Origin of the sequence: Methylobacterium sp. E-066 (assembly GCF_022829635.1) — a bacterium.
In the GTDB taxonomy this organism is placed as follows: Bacteria; Pseudomonadota; Alphaproteobacteria; order Rhizobiales; family Beijerinckiaceae; genus Methylobacterium.
On sequence record NZ_JAKSYO010000156.1, the window covers coordinates 62,485 to 81,699 of the forward strand.

Consider the following 19,215-nt stretch of genomic DNA (forward strand, 5'->3'; position numbering starts at 1 on the left):
CGAGAAACGACAACAGGGAGGCGCTCATGCGCACGATCGGGCACTTTATCGGCGGCCGCATTGTCGGCGGCGAGAGCGGGCGATTCGCCGACGTGTTCCACCCCTCGACCGGCGAGGTCCAGGCTCAGGTCGCGCTCGCCAGCAAGGCCGAGATGCGCGCCGCGGTCGAGAATGCCGCGGCGGCCCAGCCGGCCTGGGCCGCCACCAATCCGCAGAAGCGCGCCCGGGTGATGATGCGCTTCCTCGAACTCATCCGCGGCGAGATGGACAGCCTGGCCGAGTTGCTGGCCTCCGAGCACGGCAAGACCGTGCCGGACGCCAAGGGCGACATCCAGCGCGGCGTCGAGGTGGTTGAGTTCGCCTGCGGCATCCCGCACCTGCTCAAGGGCGAGTACACCGAGGGCGCCGGCCCCGGCATCGACGTCTATTCCCTGCGCCAGCCGCTGGGCGTCGTCGCCGGCATCACGCCGTTCAACTTCCCGGCCATGATCCCGCTGTGGAAATGCGCCCCGGCCATCGCCTGCGGCAACGCCTTCATCCTGAAGCCGTCCGAGCGCGACCCGAGCGTGCCCCTGCGCATCGCCGAGATCTTCCTGGAGGCCGGCCTGCCGCCGGGCATCCTGAACGTCGTCAACGGCGACAAGGAAGCGGTCGACGCGATCCTCGACGACGAGGACATCAAGGCGGTGGGCTTCGTCGGCTCCTCGCAGATCGCCGAGTACATCTACGTGCGCTCCGCCCAGACGGGGAAGCGCGCCCAGTGCTTCGGCGGCGCCAAGAACCACATGATCATCATGCCCGACGCCGATATGGGCCAGGCGGTCGATGCGCTGATCGGCGCCGGCTACGGCTCGGCCGGCGAGCGCTGCATGGCGATCTCGGTGGCGGTGCCGGTGGGCGAGGCCACCGCCGACCGGCTGATGGAGCGGCTGATCCCGCGGGTCGAGTCGCTGAAGATCGGCCCGTCGCATGACGGCTCGGCCGATTACGGCCCGATGGTCACCGCCGAGGCGGTCCGGAAGGTCGCGGGCTACATCGACCAAGGCGTTGCCGAGGGTGCGCATCTCGCCGTCGACGGCCGCGGCTTCAAGCTCCAGGGCTACGAGAACGGCTTCTACATGGGCGGCTCGCTGTTCGACCGCGTGACCCCCGACATGACCATCTACAAGGAAGAGATTTTTGGCCCCGTCCTCTCGGTGGTGCGGGCCCAGAACTACGAGGAGGCTTTGGCGCTGCCCTCGACCCACCAATACGGCAACGGGGTGGCGATCTTCACCCAGGACGGCGACGCGGCCCGCGACTTCACCGCCCGGGTCAATGTCGGCATGGTCGGCGTCAACGTGCCGATCCCGGTCCCGATCGCCTACCACACCTTCGGCGGCTGGAAGCGCTCTGGCTTCGGCGACCTGAACCAGCACGGGCCGGACTCGATCCGCTTCTACACCAAGACTAAGACGGTGACGCAGCGCTGGCCGAGCGGCATCAAGAGCGGGGCGGAGTTCTCCATCCCGACGATGCGGTAGGGGCATTTCAACCCTCCCCCCTCTGCGGGGGAGGGTGCCGCGCGGAGGCGCGGCGGGAGAGGGGCAGCGCGACGGTGCAGGATCTCGCGCCCGTCGCGACCTTTCCGGAAACGTCGCTCCCCTCTCCCGACCCCTGCTGACGCAGGGGCCACCCTCCCCCGCAGAGGGGGGAGGGAGCGCGCTCCTGCCCTTCCGGACCAGGACCTGCCGATACCGGCATGGCACCAAAGGGAGATGTGTGAACGTCGTAGCCCCAAGAGGGAGGAGAGCGCGACGCGTCTCGCCCGAACGCTGTGCCAAACACCTTGAAAGGGCTGGCTCCGAGATCATCGGGAACAGCCTATGTTTCGACGGAATCGGTGAGCGGAGCCGGCTGCGAATCGCTGTGGCGATGCCGATAAAAGAACCAGAAATTGAATAGAGTTTGTGCCGTGTTAAACTTGACATTTTCCAGTTTATATCAGTCTATATGACTATATGTTGTTATATTTTAGGCTCGATAGTATGGTGCCCCGGGTGCGATATGAGATCTTGGATGGGTTGAGAGGAGTTGCTGCAGTCGGGGTTATGCTTTTCCATCTGTCGATCATCGATTTGCCGCTCGCGCCGCATGGCTATCTGGCGGTCGATTTCTTCTTTGTCCTGAGCGGCTTCGTCTTGTCCCACGCCTATGCCGGTCGGCTCAGCGCGATGCCGCTGGGTGATTTTATGCGGCTGAGGCTCATCCGGATGCTTCCGCTCAGCGTGCTGGGAGTGTTTGTCGGCAGTCTTTATTTCTTGATGAGATTTTATGTTCAGAACTATTCGCAATACGGATTGGCGGATATCACCATTGGAACCTTGTTCAACGCTGCCTTGCTGCCGAAGCCATGGACGAGTTCGGCGCCGACGGACACGATCTTCACGACCAATACGCCCCTTTGGTCCTTGTCCCTCGAAATGCTCATGAACATCGTCTGGGCCGCGTTCTTCTACAGAGCGCGGTCGTCGATCCTGTTGCTTCTGGTGCTTGTGTCCGCGATCAGCATCACCGTTCTCGCCATCGAGAATGGGTCGGCCGATATCGGCGCCACCTGGCCCACCTATCCGGGCGGTCTCGCCCGGGTTGGATTCGGGTTCTTCATCGGTGTCGTCCTGTGGCGGTACCGGCCGGAACCTGATCGCGGCGGCTTTCTGCCCGAAATCGCGGCGGTTCTGCTCATCGCCGTCCTGTTCGTGCCGGATATCGGCCCGGAATTCGATATCTTCGCGATCCTCGTCGTGTTGCCGGCGATCATCTATCTCGCGGCCTGTTCGGATTATCGCAAGGAACGGGCGCTGTTCAGAGTCGCCGGTGCGCTGTCATACCCGCTCTACGCCATCCATGTTCCGATCCTGCAGTTCATGGTCGGCTTCATGAAGATCCTGCACCTGGAGGATCGCCGGGCGTTCGTCGCCATGCTCGCCGTGCTCGTGTGCATCGGGATCGCCTATGCGCTGGATCGATTGTACGATCGCCCGGTGCGCAGGTTGTTGACGCAGGCGTTCGTCCGCTGAACGTTCGCGGGTCTCACCTCAGCCGGTAATCCGCCATTCGCGCCCGCCGGGCGCTGCGGCGGTAGGCCATCACCGAGTCGGGCCACAGGGTCGTGTTGCGCCCCTGGGCATCGAGGTACCAGCTGCGGCAGCCGCCCGCCTGCCAGATGCTGTCGGCGAGCCGGGTCCGGATCCGGTCGAGGAACCGGGCCTGCGCCTCCTGGCGGACCTCGATGTCCCGGGCGCCCCGGCGCAGGGTCGCCAAGCAGTCGAGCACGTGCTGCACTTGAACCTCGATCATCGCGATGATCGAGTTGTGCCCCAGCCCGGTATTGGGCCCGAGCAGCATGAAGTAGTTGGGGAATCCCGCGACCGTGATCCCCTGGTAGGCGCCCATCCCGTTGCCGGCCCAGGCATCGGCCAGGCGCAGGCCGTCGCGCCCGACGAGCTTCATCCGGGCGAAGCTGCCCGTCACGTCGAAGCCGGTGGCGTAGACGATCACGTCGAGCTCGTGGGCGATGCCGTCCGCCGTGGTCACACCGGACTCGGTGATCCGCGCGATGTCGGCGGTCTCAAGCGTGACGTTCGGGCGCTGGAGGGCCGGATAATACGTGTCGGAAATGAGCACGCGCTTGCAGCCGAGGCGGTAGTTCGGCGTCAGCTTCGCGCGCAGGTCCTTGTCCTTCACGGCCTTGGCAAGGTGGTGGCGGGCCAAGCCCTCGGCCTGCTTGGTCAACTTGGAGACCTTGGTGAAGCCGAACAGCGCGCGCAGCTCGTGCAGCCAGAACAGCCGCGCCCGCTCGATCTGCCGGAGGAACGGCAGGCGCCGGTAGCGCGCCTTCGTGGCCTCCGCGATGGCGTGGTCGTGCTTGGGCATGATCCAGGGCGGGGTGCGCTGGAACAGGGTGAGGTGGGCCGCGACCTTGGCGAGTTCCGGCACGACCTGAATCGCGCTCGCCCCGGTGCCGATCACCCCGACGCGCTTGCCCGTCAGGTCGACCGAATGGTCCCACGCCGCCGTGTGGAAGGCCGGACCCGCGAAGTCGTCCCGGCCGGACAGCGCGGGATAGGCCGGATGGTGCAAACCGCCCATGGCGGAGACGATCGAACGGGTCGTCAAAGGCCCGCGATCGGTCTCCACGTGCCAGAGGGCGTGCGCCTCGTCCCAGGTCGCCCCGGAGAACGCGGTGCCGAGCTGGATCAGGGGCATCAGGCCGTGGCGCTCGGCGGTCTCGCGGAGATAGGCCTGGATTTCCGGCTGCGGGGCGTACATCCGCGTCCAGTCGGCCTTGGGGGCGAAGGATAGCGAGTAGAGGTGCGAGGGCACGTCGCAGGCCGCGCCCGGATAGGTGTTCTCCCGCCAGGTTCCGCCGATATCGTCCCCCTTCTCGATCACCCGCAGGGGACCGATCCCGGCCTGCTTGCAGCGGATCGCCATCGCGAGGCCGGAGAAGCCGGCGCCGACGATCAGGACCTCCAGGGTCTCAGCGGCGGTTGCGTGCGCACTCATCGCGAAGACCTCCCCGATCCGCCCGCGTTCTGCGGGGCATGGACCTTCAGAAAGTCGGCGGCCTCGTCGAGGGAGGCCCGCGCCTCCGGCAGCATATGGGCGGCGAACTGCCAGGCATGCGACACGACCGGGAAGACCTTCAGCTCGGTCACGACCCCGGCCGCCCGGGCCTTCTCGGCCATGCGGATGGAATCGTCGCGCAAAACCTCCCGCTCGCCGACATGGAACAGCAGGGGTGGGTAGCCGGTCGGGTCGGCGTTGATCGGGGAGATCCGCGGATCGGCCGGGTCGGCCTTGCCGAGATACATGGTGCGGATCACCGCGAGCGCCCCGGGGTCGAACATGGCATCGCGCCACGCATTGGTGTGCCGCGAGCCGTCCTCGGAGACGAAGTCGGTGGCCGGCGAGAACAGGGCCGCGGCCCAGGGCAGGGGCAGGCCGCGCGCCCGCGCCTCGCCGATCAGCACCAGGGCCATGTTGGCGCCGGCCGACTCGCCGGCGATGCAGGCCGGCCCCTCGGCGCTGAACGCCTGCCAGACCGCCATCACATCCTCGACCGCCGCCGGGAATGGGTGCTCGGGGGCGAGGCGATAATCGGGGACGAACAGCGTGAAGCCGCGATGGGCCAGCGCCCCGGTGACGGGCCGATGGGTCCGCGGCGAGCAGGCGATGAAGCCGCCGCCATGGATGTACAGCATCCTTAGCCCGGGGCCGGATTTCGGCCGGACCCATTCCCCCCGCACCCCGCCGAGAGTGCCCGGCTCGTAGGTGACGCCCTTGGGGTCGGGGAAGGCCGGCGCCTCGAAGATCCGGCGGAACGCGGCCGCGTCCCGGGCCTTCGACAGGGGGCCGCGGACTTTGTTCCGGACCATCCAGGTGCCGAGATACGCACGCAGGCTCGCCATCTCAGACCTTCCCGCCGGACAGGCGCACGATCGTCTTCCAGTAGCCCGCCGGCATCAGCCTCTGGATCAGGGCCGCGCTGTTCGCGTCCTTGCCGATCAGGATACGGGGCTGCCGGCGCTCGATGCCGCGGATGATCGCGGCCGCAGCGTCCTCGGGCGAGAGCGTCAGCAGCTTCCCGAACGCCTCCCGGGCCTTCTCGTCCTCGACCCGGGCGCGCTCGGCCGCTTCCGGGTCGGTGGGTGGCCGCGTGCCCCGAGCGCTGCGGGCGATGGCGGTGGCGACGCCGCCCGGATGGACGACCGTGACCCCGAGCCCGGTGCCGGCATATTCGTGCCGCAGGGCCTCGGTGAAGCCGCGCACCGCGAACTTGCTGGTGGCGTAGGCGACTTGGCCGGGCGGGGCGATCAGCCCGAACAGGCTCGACAGGTTGACGATCTGGGCCGCCGGCCGGGCGCGCAGCATCGGCAGGAAGGCATGACACATCCGCACGACGGCGCGCAGGTTGATGTCCATCAGCCACTCGAAGTCTTCGAGATGCGTCTCGTCGAACCGCCCGCCCAGCGCCACGCCGGCATTGTTGATCAGCACGTCGAGGCGGCCGAAGCGGCCCGCGACCCAATCCGGGAGCTTTTGGATCGCCGCCGCATCCGCAAGGTCGAGAACCTGAGTCTCCGCCGCGGCGCCGGCCGCGCGGGCCTTGCCGGCGATAGCGTCCAGGCCTGCCGCGTCGCGGTCCGCCAGCAGGAGGCTGCAGCCCTTGGCCGCCAAGCCCAGCGCCAGGGCGGCGCCGATGCCGCTCGCCGCGCCGGTGATGAGCACCACCGCGCCCGCGAGTTGGAGTTTCTGGGCCAAGCCTCGCCTCCCGTTGCGCCGGGCATGCCCGACGACCGCACGGGGATAGCCCCCGCCGCGCGGATTGTCTAGGGTGAATACCCTAGATCGGATTTGGAGATCATGCTGAAGGGCGACGGCCGAAGAGGGCGGGGGGGCGAAGGCCCGGAGCGACCCACCGGGACGCGGGAAAAAATCCTCGCGCAGAGCCTCGCGCTGTTCAACGCCCGCGGCCTCGGCCGGGTGACCACGGCGGAGATCGCCGCCGCCTCCGGAATCCGGGAGGGCAACCTCCAGTACCATTTTCCGCGCAAGAGCGGCTTGGTGGAGGCGCTGTTTGCCGCCTTCGAGGTCGAGGCGGAGGCGGTGGCCGGGCGCATGCCGGCCGATCCCGCCGCCCCGGAGGCGCTGCTCACCTATCAGCGCGGCTGGTTCGACCTGATCTGGCGCTATCGCTGCGTCTACCGCGACGGCATCGCCATGGTGGAGATCGCCCCGGCCCTGCGCCCGCGGGTCCATGCCCTGCGGGTGCGGACGCAGGCGCTCGCTCGTGGCGTGTTCGAGGCGGCCGTGCGGGCCGGGCGGCTGCGGATCGCGCCGGACGCGCTGGGGCGGCTCATCGACAATGCCTGGATCGTGTCGAGCCACTGGATGAGCCACCGGCTCCAGGGCGGCACCGAGCTGACCCAGGCCGATCTCGACTGGGGTTTCGCGCAAGTCAGCGACCTGTTCGCCCCCTACCTCGGGACCGATCGCCCGGGTTGACGGGGACTTGGCCCGAACTTTCCATCCGACGGCCAAGCTCGAGACCCAAGGAACCGATGCCCGACCGACTGATCCATGCCGGCCTCTCCGTGCTGTTGCTGCTGGCGATCGCCGCCCTGTTCTCCACCGACCGCCGGGCGATCCGCCCCCGGGTCGTGCTGACCGCCCTGGCCTTGCAGGTGGGCCTCGGTGCCCTGGTCCTGTTCCTGCCCGCCGGGCAGGCCGCGCTGAAGGCCGCCGCCGCCGTGGTGGCGACGGGGCTCTCATACGGCGACCGCGGCACGGCCTTCCTGTTCGGCGGGCTGGTCGAGCCAAAGATGTTCGAGTTGTTCGGCGGCTCCGGCTTCATCCTGGCCCTGCGGGTGCTGCCGCAGATCCTGTACGTCTCGGCACTGATCGGAGTTCTCTACCATCTCGGCGTGATGCAGGCGCTCGCCCGGGGCCTCGGCGCGGTGCTGCGGCGGATCCTCGGCACCTCGCCGATCGAATCGTTCTCGGCGGTGATCACCATCGCCATCGGCCAGAGCGAGATCGCGGTGGCGTTGCGCCCGTTCCTGCCGCTGCTCACCGGAGCGGAGCTGTTCGCCGTGATGGCGAGCGGCGCCTCCTCCACCGCCGGGTCGATCCTGGCGGGCTACGCGGCGCTCGGGGTGCCGATGACCTACCTGCTCGCGGCCTCCGTGATGGCGATCCCCGGGGGGCTGCTCTACGCCAAGATCCTGATGCCCTCCACCGAGCCCACCCGGATCGCCACCACCCGCGTGGAGTTCGGCGAGACCCGGGCGGCCAACATCATCGAGGCGGCCGCCGACGGCACCCAGAAGGGCCTCGCGGTGGCGGTTTCGGTGGGCGCGATGCTGATCGCCTTCGTCGGCCTCATCGCCCTGGCGAACGGGATCGTGGGCTATCTCGGGGGCCTCGCCGGCTTTCCGGCGGCGTCGATCGAGGGCGTGCTCGGCTGGGCGCTCGCCCCGCTGGCCTGGCTCCTGGGCGTCCCCTGGGAGAGCGCCACCCTGGTCGGCGGCGCGATCGGCCAGAAACTCGCCTTCAACGAGTTCCTGGCCTACGCCAACCTGTCGCCGAGCCTGAAGGGCGGTGCCCTCGACCCACGCTCCCAGGCGATCGTCTGCTTCGCCCTGTGCGGCTTCGCCAACTTCGCCTCGATCGCGATCCAGCTCGCGAGTTTTTCCAGCCTCGTCCCCGAGCGCCGGGCCGAGGTCGCCCGCTACGGGCTGCGGGCGATCCTGGCGGGGACGCTGTCGAACCTCACCAGCGCGGCGATCGCCGGGATGTTCGTGGCCTGAGAGGCTCCGATGTTCACACAGCGCACGGCGAAAGGCGCAGCGCTCGCTCCTCGCCCTTGCGGCTACGGACTACACAGGTTTGAAGCACAAGCGCTGTTGCAGGCCGCGACGCACCCCCTCTCCCGTGCGGGAGAGGGTTGGGGTGAGGGGACAGGACTTTCCGGAGAGGTCGCATCCCTCACCCTGTCCCTCTCCCGCACGGGAGAGGGGACCCGCGCCTTCTGCACCCAAGGCATGATCACGGCTACGACGTTCGCACATCTCACTCTGGTGCCATGCCGGTACCGGCAGATCCTGGTCCGGAAGGGCAGGTGCGCTCTCCCTCCCCCGCAAAGGGGGGAGGGAGAGCCGCGGTGACCCCAGCGTATCCCGCCGACCCCGATGTGTGACTCCTCTAGGCCTGAGCAGAGGGCGCGTCAGGGACCGAAGGCCGGGCCGTCGTATCCGCTCTCCTTCGGCGACACGTAGGACGGGTCGTGCGCGAAGGGCAGGGGCCGCCCGTCCCGCAGGGCGTCCAGGATTTCGGCGAAGCCGGTCCGGCAGCGGAAGCCGAGGGCGGTCTCGGCCAGACGCGACTCATAGACCCGGCCGATGCTGGCGGGCAGCGTCCAGCCCTTTCGGGCGTAGAGCGCGGCGGCGTCGGGGAAGTGGCGCGCGATGACGGCGGCCGCGTCCTCTTTCAGGGCCCGGGCCTCGGCGCGATCGAACGGCGTCGGCGCGGACAGGATGAACAGGCCGAACCCGAGCGCGGGCGCCCGCATCAGCGCCGCGATGTGCGCCTCGGCGGCGTCCTCGACGGTCAGGCGCCGATTCAGGAACTCGTTGGCCTTCAGGTTTTCGCCGGAGAGGTCCCGATGGGTGTCGTCCTCCTCGGGAAAGAACCGGCCGGTGCGCAGGACCACGCAGGCCAGCCCGCGCTCGGCGGCGGTGAGGCGGCACAGGCCCTCGGCGGCGAGCTTGGTCACCCCATAGATGTTGCGCGGCGCCAGCGGCCCGCTGGTCTCGTCCAGCCAGATCGCTGATTCGCCGGCTTCCTCGCGGATCGCCTGGCTGATCATCAGCGAGGTCGTGGAGGTGAACACGAACCGGTCGTTGCCGGCCGCCACCGCCGCTTCCAGGAGGTTCAGCGTGCCCGTGACGTTGCAGTCGATGAAGGCCTGCGCCGGGTAGCGCGCGATGTCGGGCTTGTGCAGGGCGCCGGCATGGATCACCGCCTCGATGCCCCGGTCGAACGCCCGGCTGACAAGGCTCCGATCCGCCACCGAGCCGACCAGATCGGTCTCGGGCCCGGGGGCCAGGTCGAGGCCGGTCACGCGATGGCCGAGGGCCCGCAGGCGCGGGGCGAGGAACCGGCCGAGCCAGCCGGAGGAACCGGTGAGCAGGACGTGCATGGCCCGACCCTAAAGGACCGGCGCCCCCGTCTGGGAGAGCGCCACGACTTCTCGAAGGATCCCGGGCGGCGTCCGCTGCACGCGAGCGCCGAGGGATGAGGTCGGGGCTAAGAAATCCGAAGTGCCGCCGGCGATCAAGATCGCCCAGCGGGACACCCCACAAACAAAAAGCGCCGCTTCGGCTGAAGCGGCGCCCAAAAACGTCCGAGGAACGTCTTAGTTGAAGGTGTCGATCTCAGCCGACTCGTAGCTCGTGACTTCCATGCCGACGCAGATCTCGGACACGACGGGAGCGGACCAGGCCATGATTTCCTCCAAGGAACAGATGATTGGTGGTTAAGACCATCATCCCCAGATCTTCAGCGATCCGGGGATCAAGTCAACTCAGTTGAACGTGTCGATCTCGGCCGACTCGTAGCTCGTGACTTCCATGCCGACACAGATCTCGGACACGATCGGGGCAGACCAAGCCATGGCGTTTCTCCTCGTTGTTGCTGAGGTCCATATAGGCAATATCTTGGACGCAATACAAGTGAGCACAACACTTATATTTCTCATAGGCGCCTGACCCGCTTCGGTCGTCCCCGGCCGCGGCGTCCCGGCCACAGCGCGCCGCGCGCGTGAAACGGGCCCGGGACGGAGGCCGGTTTCGGCTTGACGGATTTTTCCCGCAGGGGCACGAGGCAGCCGTGCGGGGCCGCCATCCGGGGGGCGCCGCGCTCCCTTTCAGCATCGACCAGCGAAGCGACGTGCCAGACCGATCGTGCCTGCCGTGCCCGGCGACGCGCCGTCATCCCGCCTGAGCCGCTGAGGGGCCCGGCCGCGGGGTGCGCGGCGTGGCTGACCGGTCGCGGCCCTGAGAGCCAGCAAGACCGGCGGCGCGCCGCCTCGTAACCCGCGAGGCGAGGCCATGAACGAGATCGCCCCCATCGACGCGCGCGTCGACCCGTCCGTGCTGGCCGCGCGCCTGTCGGACGAGCGCGCCCCCGACATCGTCGAGGCCTTGAACGAGGAGGCCCCCGAGGTCGCCGCGGCGATCATCCTCGGCCTGCCGATGGAGCGGGCGATCGAGGTCCTGGACCAGCCCGAACTCGACTGCGCCGCCGACATCATCGAGATGCTGCCGCGCGACCGGGTGGCCGGCTACCTCTCGGGCATGTCGGCCGACCGGGTGACGGACGTGTTCCGGGAGATCGAGGAGCCCGGCCGCTCCGACCTACGCGCCCGCCTCGACGCCGAGACCCGTGGCGCCGTCGACCGCCTGTCGGCTTACGGCGAGGAGACGGTCGGCTCGCTGATGACCACCGAGTTCGTCACCGTGCCGGGCACTTGGACGGTGGGCCAGACCCTGGAGCACATCCGCCACGTCGAGAAGACCCGCGAGACCATCTACGCGATCTTCGTGCTCGACCCGCGCACCCGGGCGCTCACCAAGGCGGTGCCCCTGCGCCGGCTGATCTCGGGCGACCCGAACGACAACGTGCTCAGCGTCGCCCCCGGCCGGCGGCCGCTGGCCGTCTCGCCAACCGCGAGCCGCGAGGAGGCCGCCCGGCTGATCTCGAAATACGACCTGCTGGCGCTGCCGGTGGTCGACGCGGTCGGGCACGTGATCGGCATCGTCACGGTCGACGACATGATCGACGCCATGATCGAGAAGCAGACCCAGGACGTGCAGCGCTTCGGCGGCATGGAGGCGCTGCCCGAGCCCTACATGGATATCGGCTTCTTCACCATGATCCGGAAGCGCGCCGGCTGGCTGTGCGCGCTGTTCCTCTCGGAGATGCTCACCGCCTCGGCCATGCAGGGCTTCGAGGGCGAATTGGAGAAGGCGATCGTCCTGACCCTGTTCATCCCGCTGATCATGAGCTCGGGCGGCAATTCCGGCAGCCAAGCGACCTCGCTGCTGATCCGGGCGCTGGCCCTGCACCAGATCCGCCTCGGCGATTGGTGGCGGGTGGCCTTGCGTGAACTGCCCACCGGCATCGTGCTCGGCAGCATCCTCGGCGTGATCGCGGTGATCCGGATCGTGGCGTGGCAGAAGCTCGGCCTCTACGATTACGGCGAGCACTGGCCGCTGGTCGCCGCCACGGTCGGCGCGGCTCTCGTCGGCATCGTGATGTTCGGCTCGCTCGCCGGCTCGATGCTGCCGTTCATCCTCCAGCGGATCGGTTTCGACCCCGCCACCGCCTCGGCCCCGTTCGTGGCGACCCTGGTCGATGTCACCGGGCTGGTGATCTATTTCTCCGTGGCGCTGCTGATCCTGCGGGGGACGCTGTTGTAGGGGCGCGGTCGCCAGAGCCGTTCCCGATCGCGTTGCAATCGGGAACGGCTCTCAGTCCTTAATTGAACGCGCTCGCTTGCGCCGAACCGGTATCCACTTCGGCGGCGCGCTCTAACGGATTCACAAAACGCTGTCTGGGTGGTTCCCGGTGCAACAGAAGTCGCATCGCAGTGGACATGCACCCTCCCTCCCCCCTCTGCGGGGGAGGGTGGCCCCCGAAGGGGGTCGGGAGAGGGGAGCGACGGTGCAGGATAGGGTTTTCGCCCGTCATGCCGGTCGCGCCCTTTGCTGAACCCGGGCTCCCCTCTCCCGACCCGGCCTGACGGCCGGCCCACCCTCCCCCGCAGAGGGGGGAGGGAGGGCGCTTGGGATTAACCTTGGCCCACATCGGCAGCGATGTGTGAACGTCGTAGCCCATGCGGGAGAGGAGGCGCGTTGCAGTGCCCGCGCCTGAAACCTGTGTCGGTCGTAGCCACAAGGGGGAGGGAAAAACGCTCCGATCTGTGACTCCGCCCGTCCGGTCAGGGCGCGACCGACCAGAACCGCTGGCGGTTGAACAGCATGTCCCGCGTGCCCACCGTCGGACCCTCGGCCGGCTTGGCGCAATCCGGCTCGCGCGGCTTCGGGACGGCGGCCAGGGCCGCCACCACCGGCGCGGGCCTCAGGCCGAGGCGCGACTGGACTTCCGGTTGCCGGGCCGCCGCGATGGTCAGAACGGCGGCGATCAGACCACCAGCCACTGTTCCGAGGAAGAAATTCAACATCTCTGACGCGATCCGGAGGCCGGTTTTCTGGGGCCACAATCTCTGGTCCCTGTCCAACCCGGCGGGATCATGGCGGACCGCATGCTCACGTGGCCTTAACACTTGATCTGCGACAGCTACACGCAAGCCTGCCCGCCCGGCAGGTCAGATGACGGGGCTGGACTGCCTATGAACTACGCCGCCAATGCCTATGCCCGGACATCCCGGTCGGCTCCCATGACGCCGCGCGAGGCCGAATCGGCGGTGCTGATCAAGGCGGCCCAGCAGCTGGTCGGCGCCAGCCACGGGCTCGCGACCGGCGACACCAGGCCGCTCAACGAGGCCCTGTCGTTCAACCAGCGCGTCTGGACCATCCTGGCCTCCGAGGCGACCGCCGACGAGAACCCGCTGCCGGCCGATATCAAGCAGGGCATCTGCAATCTGGGCGTGTTCGTGCTGCGCAACTGCCTCGACACGATGATCGACCCGACCCCGGAGAAGATCGCCAGCCTCGTGGCGATCAACAACGAGATCGCGGCCGGCCTCCAGGGCAATCCGGGCTGAGATCGGGCTTCGGCGCGGTCAGGCGGCCGCGCCGGGCTCCGGGGGCTTGGCCGCCTGGGCCAAAGCCGCGCTCTCCCATTCCACGAGCTTCCGGCCGAGCTTGATCGCCGGATAGAAGGTCCCGGCCTCCACGGCCTCGGCGATGGCGGCGATCTGCGGAGCCGCCGCCGGCGCGAGCCGAATCAGCTCCGCGGCCTGCCGGAAGAACAGGTCGATGCCCGACGCCGGGTCGTCGGCGAGGTAGATCACCGTCAGGGTCAGGTGGATCTGCTTGCAGGCCGTGTCGGCCTCGCTCTCCGTGATGATCTCGCTCTCGCGCAAAAACTTGCACTGCGTCTCGATCAGGAAGGTCGAGCGCCGGTCGCCGTTGCGAATCAGGGCGCCGTTGATGATCAGCCGTTCGAACGGCTTGAGTTCGAGGCGAAGCGGCATCGCGTGTTCCTTTCTAGAAGACGCGCCGATCTGATTCCGAAAGCGTTAACGTTTGGACAATGGTTGCCGACCCTCGGCATCCGGGCCGGCGATCGGGACAAGATTGTCGCGACCCGCTAAACGTCGACTCTTCGAAGAGCCTTCGCAGGGTTCGTGATTCTGCGACGCCTCAGCCTTCGGAGAATTGCCGATGTCCTCCTCCTCGACGCGCGCCATCTACCCGTCACTGCGCAACAAGCGCATCTTGGTGACGGGCGGCGCCTCCGGGATCGGCGAAGGTCTGGTCGAAGCCTTCGTCGCCCAGGGCGCCCGCGTCGCGTTCTGCGACATTGCCGATGAGGCCGCGCAATCGCTGGTCGCGCGGCTTTCCCCGGGCGCGGCGCACCCGCCGCTCTACCGGCGCTGCGACCTCACCGATGTCGAAGCGGTCCGCGCCCTGGTGGCGGAGGCGGAAACGGCGCTCGGCGGCCTCGACGTGCTGGTCAACAACGCCGGCAACGACGACCGCCACAAGCTGGACGAGGTCACGCCCGCCTACTGGGACGACCGGATGGCGGTGAATCTGCGTCACCTGTTCTTCGCCGCGCAGGCCGCCGTGCCGGGGATGCGCCGGGCCGGCGGCGGCGTGATCCTGAACTTCGGCTCGATCAGCTGGCATCTCGGCCTGAAGGACATGCCGCTCTACCAGACCGCCAAGGCGGCGATCGAGGGGATGACCCGGGCGCTCGCCCGGGACCTCGGCCGCGACGGCATCCGGGTCTCCGCCATCGTGCCCGGCAACGTCCAGACGCCCCGCCAGGAACGCTGGTACACCCCGGAGGGCGAGGCCGAGATCGTCGCCTCCCAGTGCCTGGACGGCCGGATCCAGCCCTCCGACGTCGCCGCCCTGGTCCTGTTCCTCGCCTCCGACGACGCCCGGATGTGCACCGGGCACAATTACTTCATCGACGCGGGCTGGCGCTGAGGCGCGAATTAAGCTCACGAGTCGCCCGCGACACGCGGCGGAGGAGCCGGCCGTCGATGGCCGCCAGGCCGCAGCCGATCAGCGCCATGCCGAGATAGTGCCGCGGCTCGAGATGCTCGCCCAGCACCAGCGCCCCGAGCAGGATGGCCGAGACCGGGATCAGGAAGGTGACCAGCGAGAGGTTCGTCGCCCCCGCCCGCGCCAGGATGCGGAAATACAGCACGTAGGCCAAGGCCGTGGACAGCGTCGCGATGCCGAAGACCGCACCCCAGACGGGCGCGCCGGGGATCGGCAGGGTCCAGGGCCGGTCGACTGCGAGCGCCACGGGCAGCAACACCAGAGTGGACATCGTGACCTGTCCGGCCGCCACCGCGAGCGGCGGAACGCCGAGGCGCAGGAAGCGCCGCCCGAACACGCCCGCGAAGGCATAGGACAGGGCCGCGCCGAGCACCGCGAGTTGCGCGAGGAGGCCAGCGCTGAGCCCGGCCAACGCCGTGGGCCCGACCATCACGGCGACGCCGCCCAAGCCCACCAGCACCCCCGCGAGCCGGTTGCCGGTCATCCGCTCGTCGGTGGTGAGCAGGTGGGCGACGATGACGGTGAAGAGCGGCGTCGTGGCATTGAGGATGGCGGCGAGGCCGGACGCGATATGGGTCTGCCCCCAGACGATGAGGCAGAACGGCAGGACATTGTTCAGCAGGCTCATGCCGAGGCAGGCCGTCCAGATCCTGAGCCCGCGGGGCAGGCGCAGCCCGGTCAGCGGCAGGACGAGGTTCAGGATCAGCGCGGCGAGCCCGACCCGCAGGACGACCAGGGTGAGGGGCGGCAGCCCGGAGAGCGCGATGCCGGTGAAGAAGAACGAGCCGCCCCACAGGACGGACAGGGCGAGCAGCATCGCCCATTCGGGCGCGGACATGGAGCGGTTTCCGGTGGGCGACATGGCGGATCTCCAACAGGTCGATCCGAGCCTAGGGTTCCGCTTCGGGAGCGGGCAACCCGTTTCTTGCTGTTGAATCCGTCCTTTCCAAAATAGAAAGGAATCTATTTCTGATCAGATGAAATCGTACCTCACGTAGAACGGCAATCATTGCTACGATATTTTCTTCCGAAGACTCAAATGGAGATTTTTCAACTTCGAGCACATCCTGAAAGACTTGGGCGCAACGAAAGCCTTGGCGAAGCCCGCCGGCCGGCCGCGCGTTCTCTGGACTCCACCGCCAAGGGATTCGCACGCCTTTGATCGCGAGGAAGTGCTCGATCGCCGGCAGATCAGAACGCGCCGATCACGCGGTCTCCAGGCCCACCAGCCGAAAACAATGTGCCACGATCTTGCGCTCGATCGCGTCCGCCCGCCCGTTCCTGGCGGCGTCGAGGATGACGCCATGAAGGGCGTTGAACAGGAAGACGGCCGTGAAACGCGCGTCGTCGATCGCCCAGGCTTTCGCGGCGCCGCCATCGGCGAGCAGTTGCGCCAGATGGTCGATCAGGACGTTGTCGGCCAGACCGTCCTGGTTGGGCGGCGGCACGTCGGTGAAGACGATGTCGTGCAGGCGCGCGGATGCGGCGTACCCGTGGCCGCAAGCCGCCGCCCAGGCCGCGAGCTTCCCGCCCCAGTCCCCGTCCGGCTGTTCTTCGACCGCGGCCGCGATGGCGTCCAGCAATCGCGCGACGAAGCGCCGGCGCAGGCCCTCGACCACATCCTCTTTCGAGGCGAAGTGCAGGTAGAAGCTGCCCTTCGCCACGCCTGCCCCAGTCGTAATCTGTTCGATCGTGGTCGCGGCTACGCCCTGATCGAGGAACAGGCGCTCGGCGGCGTTCATCAGATCCTCGCGCCGTTCCCCGGGGGGCTTGGTCCTGGGCGTGGTTCTGGGCTTGGTCGGCACGAAGCGATCTCATGACGGGCGGGCGTTCGGCCCTTGCCTGACCGGATATCGCTGAGATGGGAAGAGGCCGGGCGGGGCCACGGTAGCGGCGAGCACAACGTTGAGCGGAGTCCACGGATCACAGTTGACTGACCGCCAGTCATTTTGTTAGGCCGGCGTTGCCCCGGCTGCTGCGGCTTTGCACGCGGCCCGCAAACTTCATCCTGGAACACGCCATGAACCGTGCAGTCGAGCGTTGCCGCGAAGTTCGACTCCTCGCCTATCCCGATGGAATGATCCAGCCGCGCGATCTTACCATCGTGGAGACGGCCTTACCCGAAGCCGGCCCGAACGATCTGGTCGTGCGCAATCGCTGGTTCCGCATCTCCATCTCGACGCGGCTGATGGCCAATCCGGATGCGCAGGCGGTCGAGGGCATTCCCTTCCCGGTGCTCAAGCCCGGCGATGCGCTGGCGGATGGTGCAATCGGCGAGGTCGTGGCCTGCCCGGCCGGCAGCGGGTTCGAGGTCGGCGCGTTCGTCTCGCATCCCCTGGGCTGGCGCGACTATGCCGTCGTCGATGCCGCCAGCTGCGTCGCGCTGGGCCGGGGGCCGATCGAGCCGGCGGCCTATCTCGGCCATGGCTGGACCGCCTATGCCGCCCTGACACGCGGCATCGGGATTCGGCCGGGCGACACGGTCTTCGTCTCGAGCGGTGCGGGGGCGATCGGGTCGATGGCGGGGCAGATCGCCCGCCGGCTCGGCGCCTCGCGGGTGATCGGCAGCACCAGCACCCAGGACAAGGCCGACTGGATGAAAGCTGATCTTGGCTATGACGCGGTGATCCTGCGCAATCGGGGCCCGATCGCGGATCAGCTGAAGGCGGCGGCGCCGGACGGCGTCGACGTGTTCGTCGACATGGTCGGCGGCGAGCAGCTGGCCGCTGCCGCCGCCGCCGCGCGCGCGGGTGCGCGGTTCGTCCTGCTCGGTGCGCTCACCGCCGAGTTGAACGTCGCGGGCGCCAGCATCGCCGCCCCGGTGGAGCTCGACTCGTTCCAGCTGATCCTCAGAGATGTCACCCTGCGCGGCTACAGCGCCGACCGGGACTATGCGGAGGCGTTCCCGGAATGGATCGCCTGGCAGCGCGAAGCGGGGCTCCACCTCGCCTGTTCGACGGTCACCGGGCTGGAGAACGCGCCCCGCGCCCTGCACGACGCCTGCGAAGGCCGGCTCAGGGGCCTCGTCATGGTGGAGGTGTGACGAGCGATCCTACCGCTCGGCACCCGTAGGCGAAAGACTCGTGGGATCAGCCCTTGCTGGCCTCGTAGCGCGCCTTGTTCTCGGCGTTCGGCGGGTAGAGGCCCGGGAGCGCCGCACCCTTGCCGACCTCCTCCATGATCCAGCCCTCGAAGCGCTCCTGCTCCGGGGCAAGCTCCATCACGGCGTCGATCAGGGCCGCGGGGATCAGCACGGCACCGTCCTCGTCCACCACGATCACGTCGTCGGGGAACACCGCGACGCCGCCGCAGGCGATCGGCTGCTGCCAGGCGACGAAGGTCAGGCCGGCCACGGAGGGCGGGGCGGCCGCGCCCTGGCACCAGACCGGCAGGCCGGTGCCCAGGACTCCCGCGACGTCGCGGACGACGCCGTCCGTGACCAGGGCTGCCACGCCCTTCTTGGCCATGCGCGCACACAGGATATCGCCGAAGATCCCGGCATCGGTGACGCCCATCGCGTCCACGACCGCGATGCAGCCGGCCGGCATCGCCTCGATTGCCGCCCGGGTGGAGGTCGGGGACGACCACGATTCGGGGGTAGCGAGATCCTCGCGGGCCGGGACGAAGCGCAACGTGAAGGCGCGGCCGACGATCCGGGGCTGACCGGGCCGCAAGGGCCGGGTGCCGCGCAGCCAGACGTTGCGCAGCCCCTTCTTCAGCAGGATCGTCGTGATCGTGGCGGTGGTGACCTTCGAGAGGGTCTCGACGATCTGGGCGTCGCTCGACATCGGCGTATCCTTCCCGGCTGGGGCGGACGGTGTTGCCCGCTGCCGATCGCTGTACCCGATTGCGATCCGATCGGGTACAGCCTTAAGTCGCTGTTTTGCTACGTTCTTTCGGTGTCATCGAATCAGGCGACGAGCGCCGTCCTTTCGATGCCAATCGCCGGATGCGACGCCGTGCTCAGTCGCACGTTTCTTTCTTGACGGTCTTCGAGTCGCCCATCTCGTCTTCCTTGCGCACCGTCTTGGTGACGCAGCCGTCGCCGTGATCGTGGACGGTGACGGACTTCGACTCGGTGGCCGGACGATCAACCACCACGGCGGGCCGGTCGCGCTCGATCACGGTGGTCTGGGCTTGGGCGGCGGCGCCGAGGCTGAGCAGGGCGGCGGCCGCGAGGAACGTCTGGCGCATAGGAAACTCCGGATCCGATTTCGGTCCCGAGTAACGGCGGCCCCAGCTTGAGCGTTCCGCAATTTCTGGTGGTTGGACACTATGCTGAAAAGCGGGCCGAACCCGTAGAGGAACGCGGCTCGGCCCACGTGCCGTTCGGCTTGAAACGCGGCCGGAGCGACACCGTGAAAGACCCCGGGACTGCCTTTCTTTCAAGAGCGGCGGACTACGTGCC

20 protein-coding genes are annotated in these 19,215 nt (G+C 68.3%); 8 read left to right on the top strand and 12 right to left on the bottom strand.

Annotated elements, in window-relative coordinates; translation table 11 throughout:
- Nucleotides 1-26 precede the first annotated feature (26 nt).
- Nucleotides 27-1,523 (top strand): CoA-acylating methylmalonate-semialdehyde dehydrogenase, encoded by a 1,497-nt coding sequence (locus tag MKL20_RS21445; protein WP_244038365.1) that lies wholly within the window; start codon nucleotides 27-29, stop codon nucleotides 1,521-1,523.
- A gap of 504 nt (nucleotides 1,524-2,027) precedes the next feature.
- Nucleotides 2,028-3,059, top strand: coding sequence for an acyltransferase (locus MKL20_RS21450; protein ID WP_279594913.1), 1,032 nt, complete (start codon nucleotides 2,028-2,030; stop codon nucleotides 3,057-3,059).
- A gap of 13 nt (nucleotides 3,060-3,072) precedes the next feature.
- Here MKL20_RS21450 and MKL20_RS21455 read toward each other — a convergent pair whose 3' ends face one another.
- Genes MKL20_RS21455 through MKL20_RS21465 form a run of 3 tightly spaced genes read right to left on the bottom strand, consistent with a single transcriptional unit; the run spans nucleotide 3,073 to nucleotide 6,306 of the window.
- Entirely contained in the window at nucleotides 3,073-4,548 is a 1,476-nt protein-coding gene (locus MKL20_RS21455; protein ID WP_244038367.1) for a flavin-containing monooxygenase, read from the bottom strand.
- The gene (locus tag MKL20_RS21460; protein ID WP_244038368.1) at nucleotides 4,545-5,453 is read right to left on the bottom strand and encodes an alpha/beta hydrolase; all 909 of its coding nucleotides are present in this window, start codon (nucleotides 5,451-5,453) and stop codon (nucleotides 4,545-4,547) included. Before MKL20_RS21460 ends, MKL20_RS21455 begins: the two co-directional genes overlap by 4 nt.
- 1 nt (nucleotide 5,454) lies before the next feature.
- Nucleotides 5,455-6,306: an SDR family NAD(P)-dependent oxidoreductase gene (locus MKL20_RS21465; protein ID WP_244038369.1), complete on the bottom strand. Its 852-nt coding sequence runs from the start codon at nucleotides 6,304-6,306 to the stop codon at nucleotides 5,455-5,457.
- A 102-nt stretch (nucleotides 6,307-6,408) separates the two neighbouring features.
- On the opposite strand from MKL20_RS21465, the gene MKL20_RS21470 reads away from it, so the two are divergent.
- Together MKL20_RS21470 and MKL20_RS21475 are read left to right on the top strand one after the other, a co-directional pair.
- On the top strand, nucleotides 6,409-7,050 hold the full coding sequence (locus MKL20_RS21470) for a TetR/AcrR family transcriptional regulator (RefSeq protein WP_244038370.1): 642 nt from the start codon (nucleotides 6,409-6,411) through the stop codon (nucleotides 7,048-7,050).
- A 56-nt stretch (nucleotides 7,051-7,106) separates the two neighbouring features.
- A complete protein-coding gene (locus tag MKL20_RS21475; protein WP_244038371.1) occupies nucleotides 7,107-8,354 on the top strand; it encodes a NupC/NupG family nucleoside CNT transporter in 1,248 nt (415 codons plus the stop codon).
- A gap of 416 nt (nucleotides 8,355-8,770) precedes the next feature.
- On the opposite strand, the gene MKL20_RS21480 is transcribed toward MKL20_RS21475, so the two are convergent.
- The 3 genes from MKL20_RS21480 to pqqA (MKL20_RS21490) all read right to left on the bottom strand — a co-directional run bounded on the left by MKL20_RS21480 (nucleotide 8,771) and on the right by pqqA (MKL20_RS21490) (nucleotide 10,219).
- Nucleotides 8,771-9,745 carry an NAD-dependent epimerase/dehydratase family protein gene (locus MKL20_RS21480; RefSeq protein ID WP_244038372.1) on the bottom strand — a complete coding sequence of 325 codons (975 nt, stop codon included), beginning with the start codon at nucleotides 9,743-9,745 and terminating at the stop codon, nucleotides 8,771-8,773.
- Between the two features lie 216 nt (nucleotides 9,746-9,961).
- A complete protein-coding gene (pqqA, locus tag MKL20_RS21485) occupies nucleotides 9,962-10,051 on the bottom strand; it encodes a pyrroloquinoline quinone precursor peptide PqqA (RefSeq protein WP_007559225.1) in 90 nt (29 codons plus the stop codon).
- Between the two features lie 78 nt (nucleotides 10,052-10,129).
- A complete protein-coding gene (gene pqqA / locus MKL20_RS21490) occupies nucleotides 10,130-10,219 on the bottom strand; it encodes a pyrroloquinoline quinone precursor peptide PqqA (RefSeq protein WP_007559223.1) in 90 nt (29 codons plus the stop codon).
- 436 nt (nucleotides 10,220-10,655) lie between these two features.
- Here pqqA (MKL20_RS21490) and mgtE point away from each other — a divergent pair, with 436 nt between their 5' ends.
- Nucleotides 10,656-12,026, top strand: a complete 1,371-nt coding sequence (gene mgtE / locus MKL20_RS21495; RefSeq protein ID WP_092044331.1) for a magnesium transporter — start codon at nucleotides 10,656-10,658, stop codon at nucleotides 12,024-12,026.
- Between the two features lie 521 nt (nucleotides 12,027-12,547).
- On the opposite strand, the gene MKL20_RS21500 is transcribed toward mgtE, so the two are convergent.
- Nucleotides 12,548-12,790 carry a hypothetical protein gene (locus tag MKL20_RS21500; RefSeq protein ID WP_243964670.1) on the bottom strand — a complete coding sequence of 81 codons (243 nt, stop codon included), beginning with the start codon at nucleotides 12,788-12,790 and terminating at the stop codon, nucleotides 12,548-12,550.
- A 168-nt stretch (nucleotides 12,791-12,958) separates the two neighbouring features.
- Here MKL20_RS21500 and flaF point away from each other — a divergent pair, with 168 nt between their 5' ends.
- Complete coding sequence (gene flaF, locus MKL20_RS21505; RefSeq protein WP_244038373.1) at nucleotides 12,959-13,333, top strand: flagellar biosynthesis regulator FlaF; 375 nt, start codon at nucleotides 12,959-12,961, stop codon at nucleotides 13,331-13,333.
- A gap of 18 nt (nucleotides 13,334-13,351) precedes the next feature.
- On the opposite strand, the gene MKL20_RS21510 is transcribed toward flaF, so the two are convergent.
- The gene (locus MKL20_RS21510; protein WP_243947442.1) at nucleotides 13,352-13,765 is read right to left on the bottom strand and encodes a flagellar biosynthesis repressor FlbT; all 414 of its coding nucleotides are present in this window, start codon (nucleotides 13,763-13,765) and stop codon (nucleotides 13,352-13,354) included.
- Between the two features lie 190 nt (nucleotides 13,766-13,955).
- Here MKL20_RS21510 and MKL20_RS21515 point away from each other — a divergent pair, with 190 nt between their 5' ends.
- The gene (locus MKL20_RS21515; RefSeq protein ID WP_244038374.1) at nucleotides 13,956-14,729 is read left to right on the top strand and encodes an SDR family NAD(P)-dependent oxidoreductase; all 774 of its coding nucleotides are present in this window, start codon (nucleotides 13,956-13,958) and stop codon (nucleotides 14,727-14,729) included.
- On the opposite strand, the gene MKL20_RS21520 is transcribed toward MKL20_RS21515, so the two are convergent.
- Entirely contained in the window at nucleotides 14,707-15,669 is a 963-nt protein-coding gene (locus MKL20_RS21520; protein ID WP_244038375.1) for a DMT family transporter, read from the bottom strand. The genes MKL20_RS21515 and MKL20_RS21520 overlap by 23 nt on opposite strands.
- A 343-nt stretch (nucleotides 15,670-16,012) precedes the next feature.
- Complete coding sequence (locus MKL20_RS21525) at nucleotides 16,013-16,549, bottom strand: TetR/AcrR family transcriptional regulator (RefSeq protein WP_244038376.1); 537 nt, start codon at nucleotides 16,547-16,549, stop codon at nucleotides 16,013-16,015.
- A 278-nt stretch (nucleotides 16,550-16,827) separates the two neighbouring features.
- Between MKL20_RS21525 and MKL20_RS21530 the strand changes: the two genes are divergently transcribed.
- Nucleotides 16,828-17,850 (top strand): MDR family NADP-dependent oxidoreductase, encoded by a 1,023-nt coding sequence (locus tag MKL20_RS21530; protein ID WP_244038377.1) that lies wholly within the window; start codon nucleotides 16,828-16,830, stop codon nucleotides 17,848-17,850.
- A 46-nt stretch (nucleotides 17,851-17,896) separates the two neighbouring features.
- On the opposite strand, the gene MKL20_RS21535 is transcribed toward MKL20_RS21530, so the two are convergent.
- The gene (locus tag MKL20_RS21535; protein WP_243964701.1) at nucleotides 17,897-18,595 is read right to left on the bottom strand and encodes a ribonuclease activity regulator RraA; all 699 of its coding nucleotides are present in this window, start codon (nucleotides 18,593-18,595) and stop codon (nucleotides 17,897-17,899) included.
- Between the two features lie 175 nt (nucleotides 18,596-18,770).
- The gene (locus MKL20_RS21540) at nucleotides 18,771-19,001 is read right to left on the bottom strand and encodes a hypothetical protein (protein ID WP_243964703.1); all 231 of its coding nucleotides are present in this window, start codon (nucleotides 18,999-19,001) and stop codon (nucleotides 18,771-18,773) included.
- Nucleotides 19,002-19,215 lie beyond the last annotated feature (214 nt).

Coding starts and splice junctions, on each gene's coding strand:
- MKL20_RS21510 (WP_243947442.1), bottom strand. CDS start 13,765: ATGCCGCTTCGCCTCGAACTCAAGCCGTTCGAACGGCTGATCATCAAC.
- MKL20_RS21530 (WP_244038377.1), top strand. CDS start 16,828: ATGAACCGTGCAGTCGAGCGTTGCCGCGAAGTTCGACTCCTCGCCTAT.
- MKL20_RS21450 (WP_279594913.1), top strand. CDS start 2,028: ATGGTGCCCCGGGTGCGATATGAGATCTTGGATGGGTTGAGAGGAGTT.
- MKL20_RS21515 (WP_244038374.1), top strand. CDS start 13,956: ATGTCCTCCTCCTCGACGCGCGCCATCTACCCGTCACTGCGCAACAAG.
- MKL20_RS21455 (WP_244038367.1), bottom strand. CDS start 4,548: ATGAGTGCGCACGCAACCGCCGCTGAGACCCTGGAGGTCCTGATCGTC.
- MKL20_RS21460 (WP_244038368.1), bottom strand. CDS start 5,453: ATGGCGAGCCTGCGTGCGTATCTCGGCACCTGGATGGTCCGGAACAAA.
- pqqA (WP_007559225.1), bottom strand. CDS start 10,051: ATGGCCTGGTCCGCTCCCGTCGTGTCCGAGATCTGCGTCGGCATGGAA.
- pqqA (WP_007559223.1), bottom strand. CDS start 10,219: ATGGCTTGGTCTGCCCCGATCGTGTCCGAGATCTGTGTCGGCATGGAA.
- MKL20_RS21520 (WP_244038375.1), bottom strand. CDS start 15,669: ATGTCGCCCACCGGAAACCGCTCCATGTCCGCGCCCGAATGGGCGATG.
- MKL20_RS21535 (WP_243964701.1), bottom strand. CDS start 18,595: ATGTCGAGCGACGCCCAGATCGTCGAGACCCTCTCGAAGGTCACCACC.
- flaF (WP_244038373.1), top strand. CDS start 12,959: ATGAACTACGCCGCCAATGCCTATGCCCGGACATCCCGGTCGGCTCCC.
- MKL20_RS21480 (WP_244038372.1), bottom strand. CDS start 9,745: ATGCACGTCCTGCTCACCGGTTCCTCCGGCTGGCTCGGCCGGTTCCTC.
- MKL20_RS21540 (WP_243964703.1), bottom strand. CDS start 19,001: ATGCGCCAGACGTTCCTCGCGGCCGCCGCCCTGCTCAGCCTCGGCGCC.
- MKL20_RS21475 (WP_244038371.1), top strand. CDS start 7,107: ATGCCCGACCGACTGATCCATGCCGGCCTCTCCGTGCTGTTGCTGCTG.
- MKL20_RS21500 (WP_243964670.1), bottom strand. CDS start 12,790: ATGTTGAATTTCTTCCTCGGAACAGTGGCTGGTGGTCTGATCGCCGCC.
- MKL20_RS21470 (WP_244038370.1), top strand. CDS start 6,409: ATGCTGAAGGGCGACGGCCGAAGAGGGCGGGGGGGCGAAGGCCCGGAG.
- MKL20_RS21445 (WP_244038365.1), top strand. CDS start 27: ATGCGCACGATCGGGCACTTTATCGGCGGCCGCATTGTCGGCGGCGAG.
- MKL20_RS21525 (WP_244038376.1), bottom strand. CDS start 16,549: ATGAACGCCGCCGAGCGCCTGTTCCTCGATCAGGGCGTAGCCGCGACC.
- mgtE (WP_092044331.1), top strand. CDS start 10,656: ATGAACGAGATCGCCCCCATCGACGCGCGCGTCGACCCGTCCGTGCTG.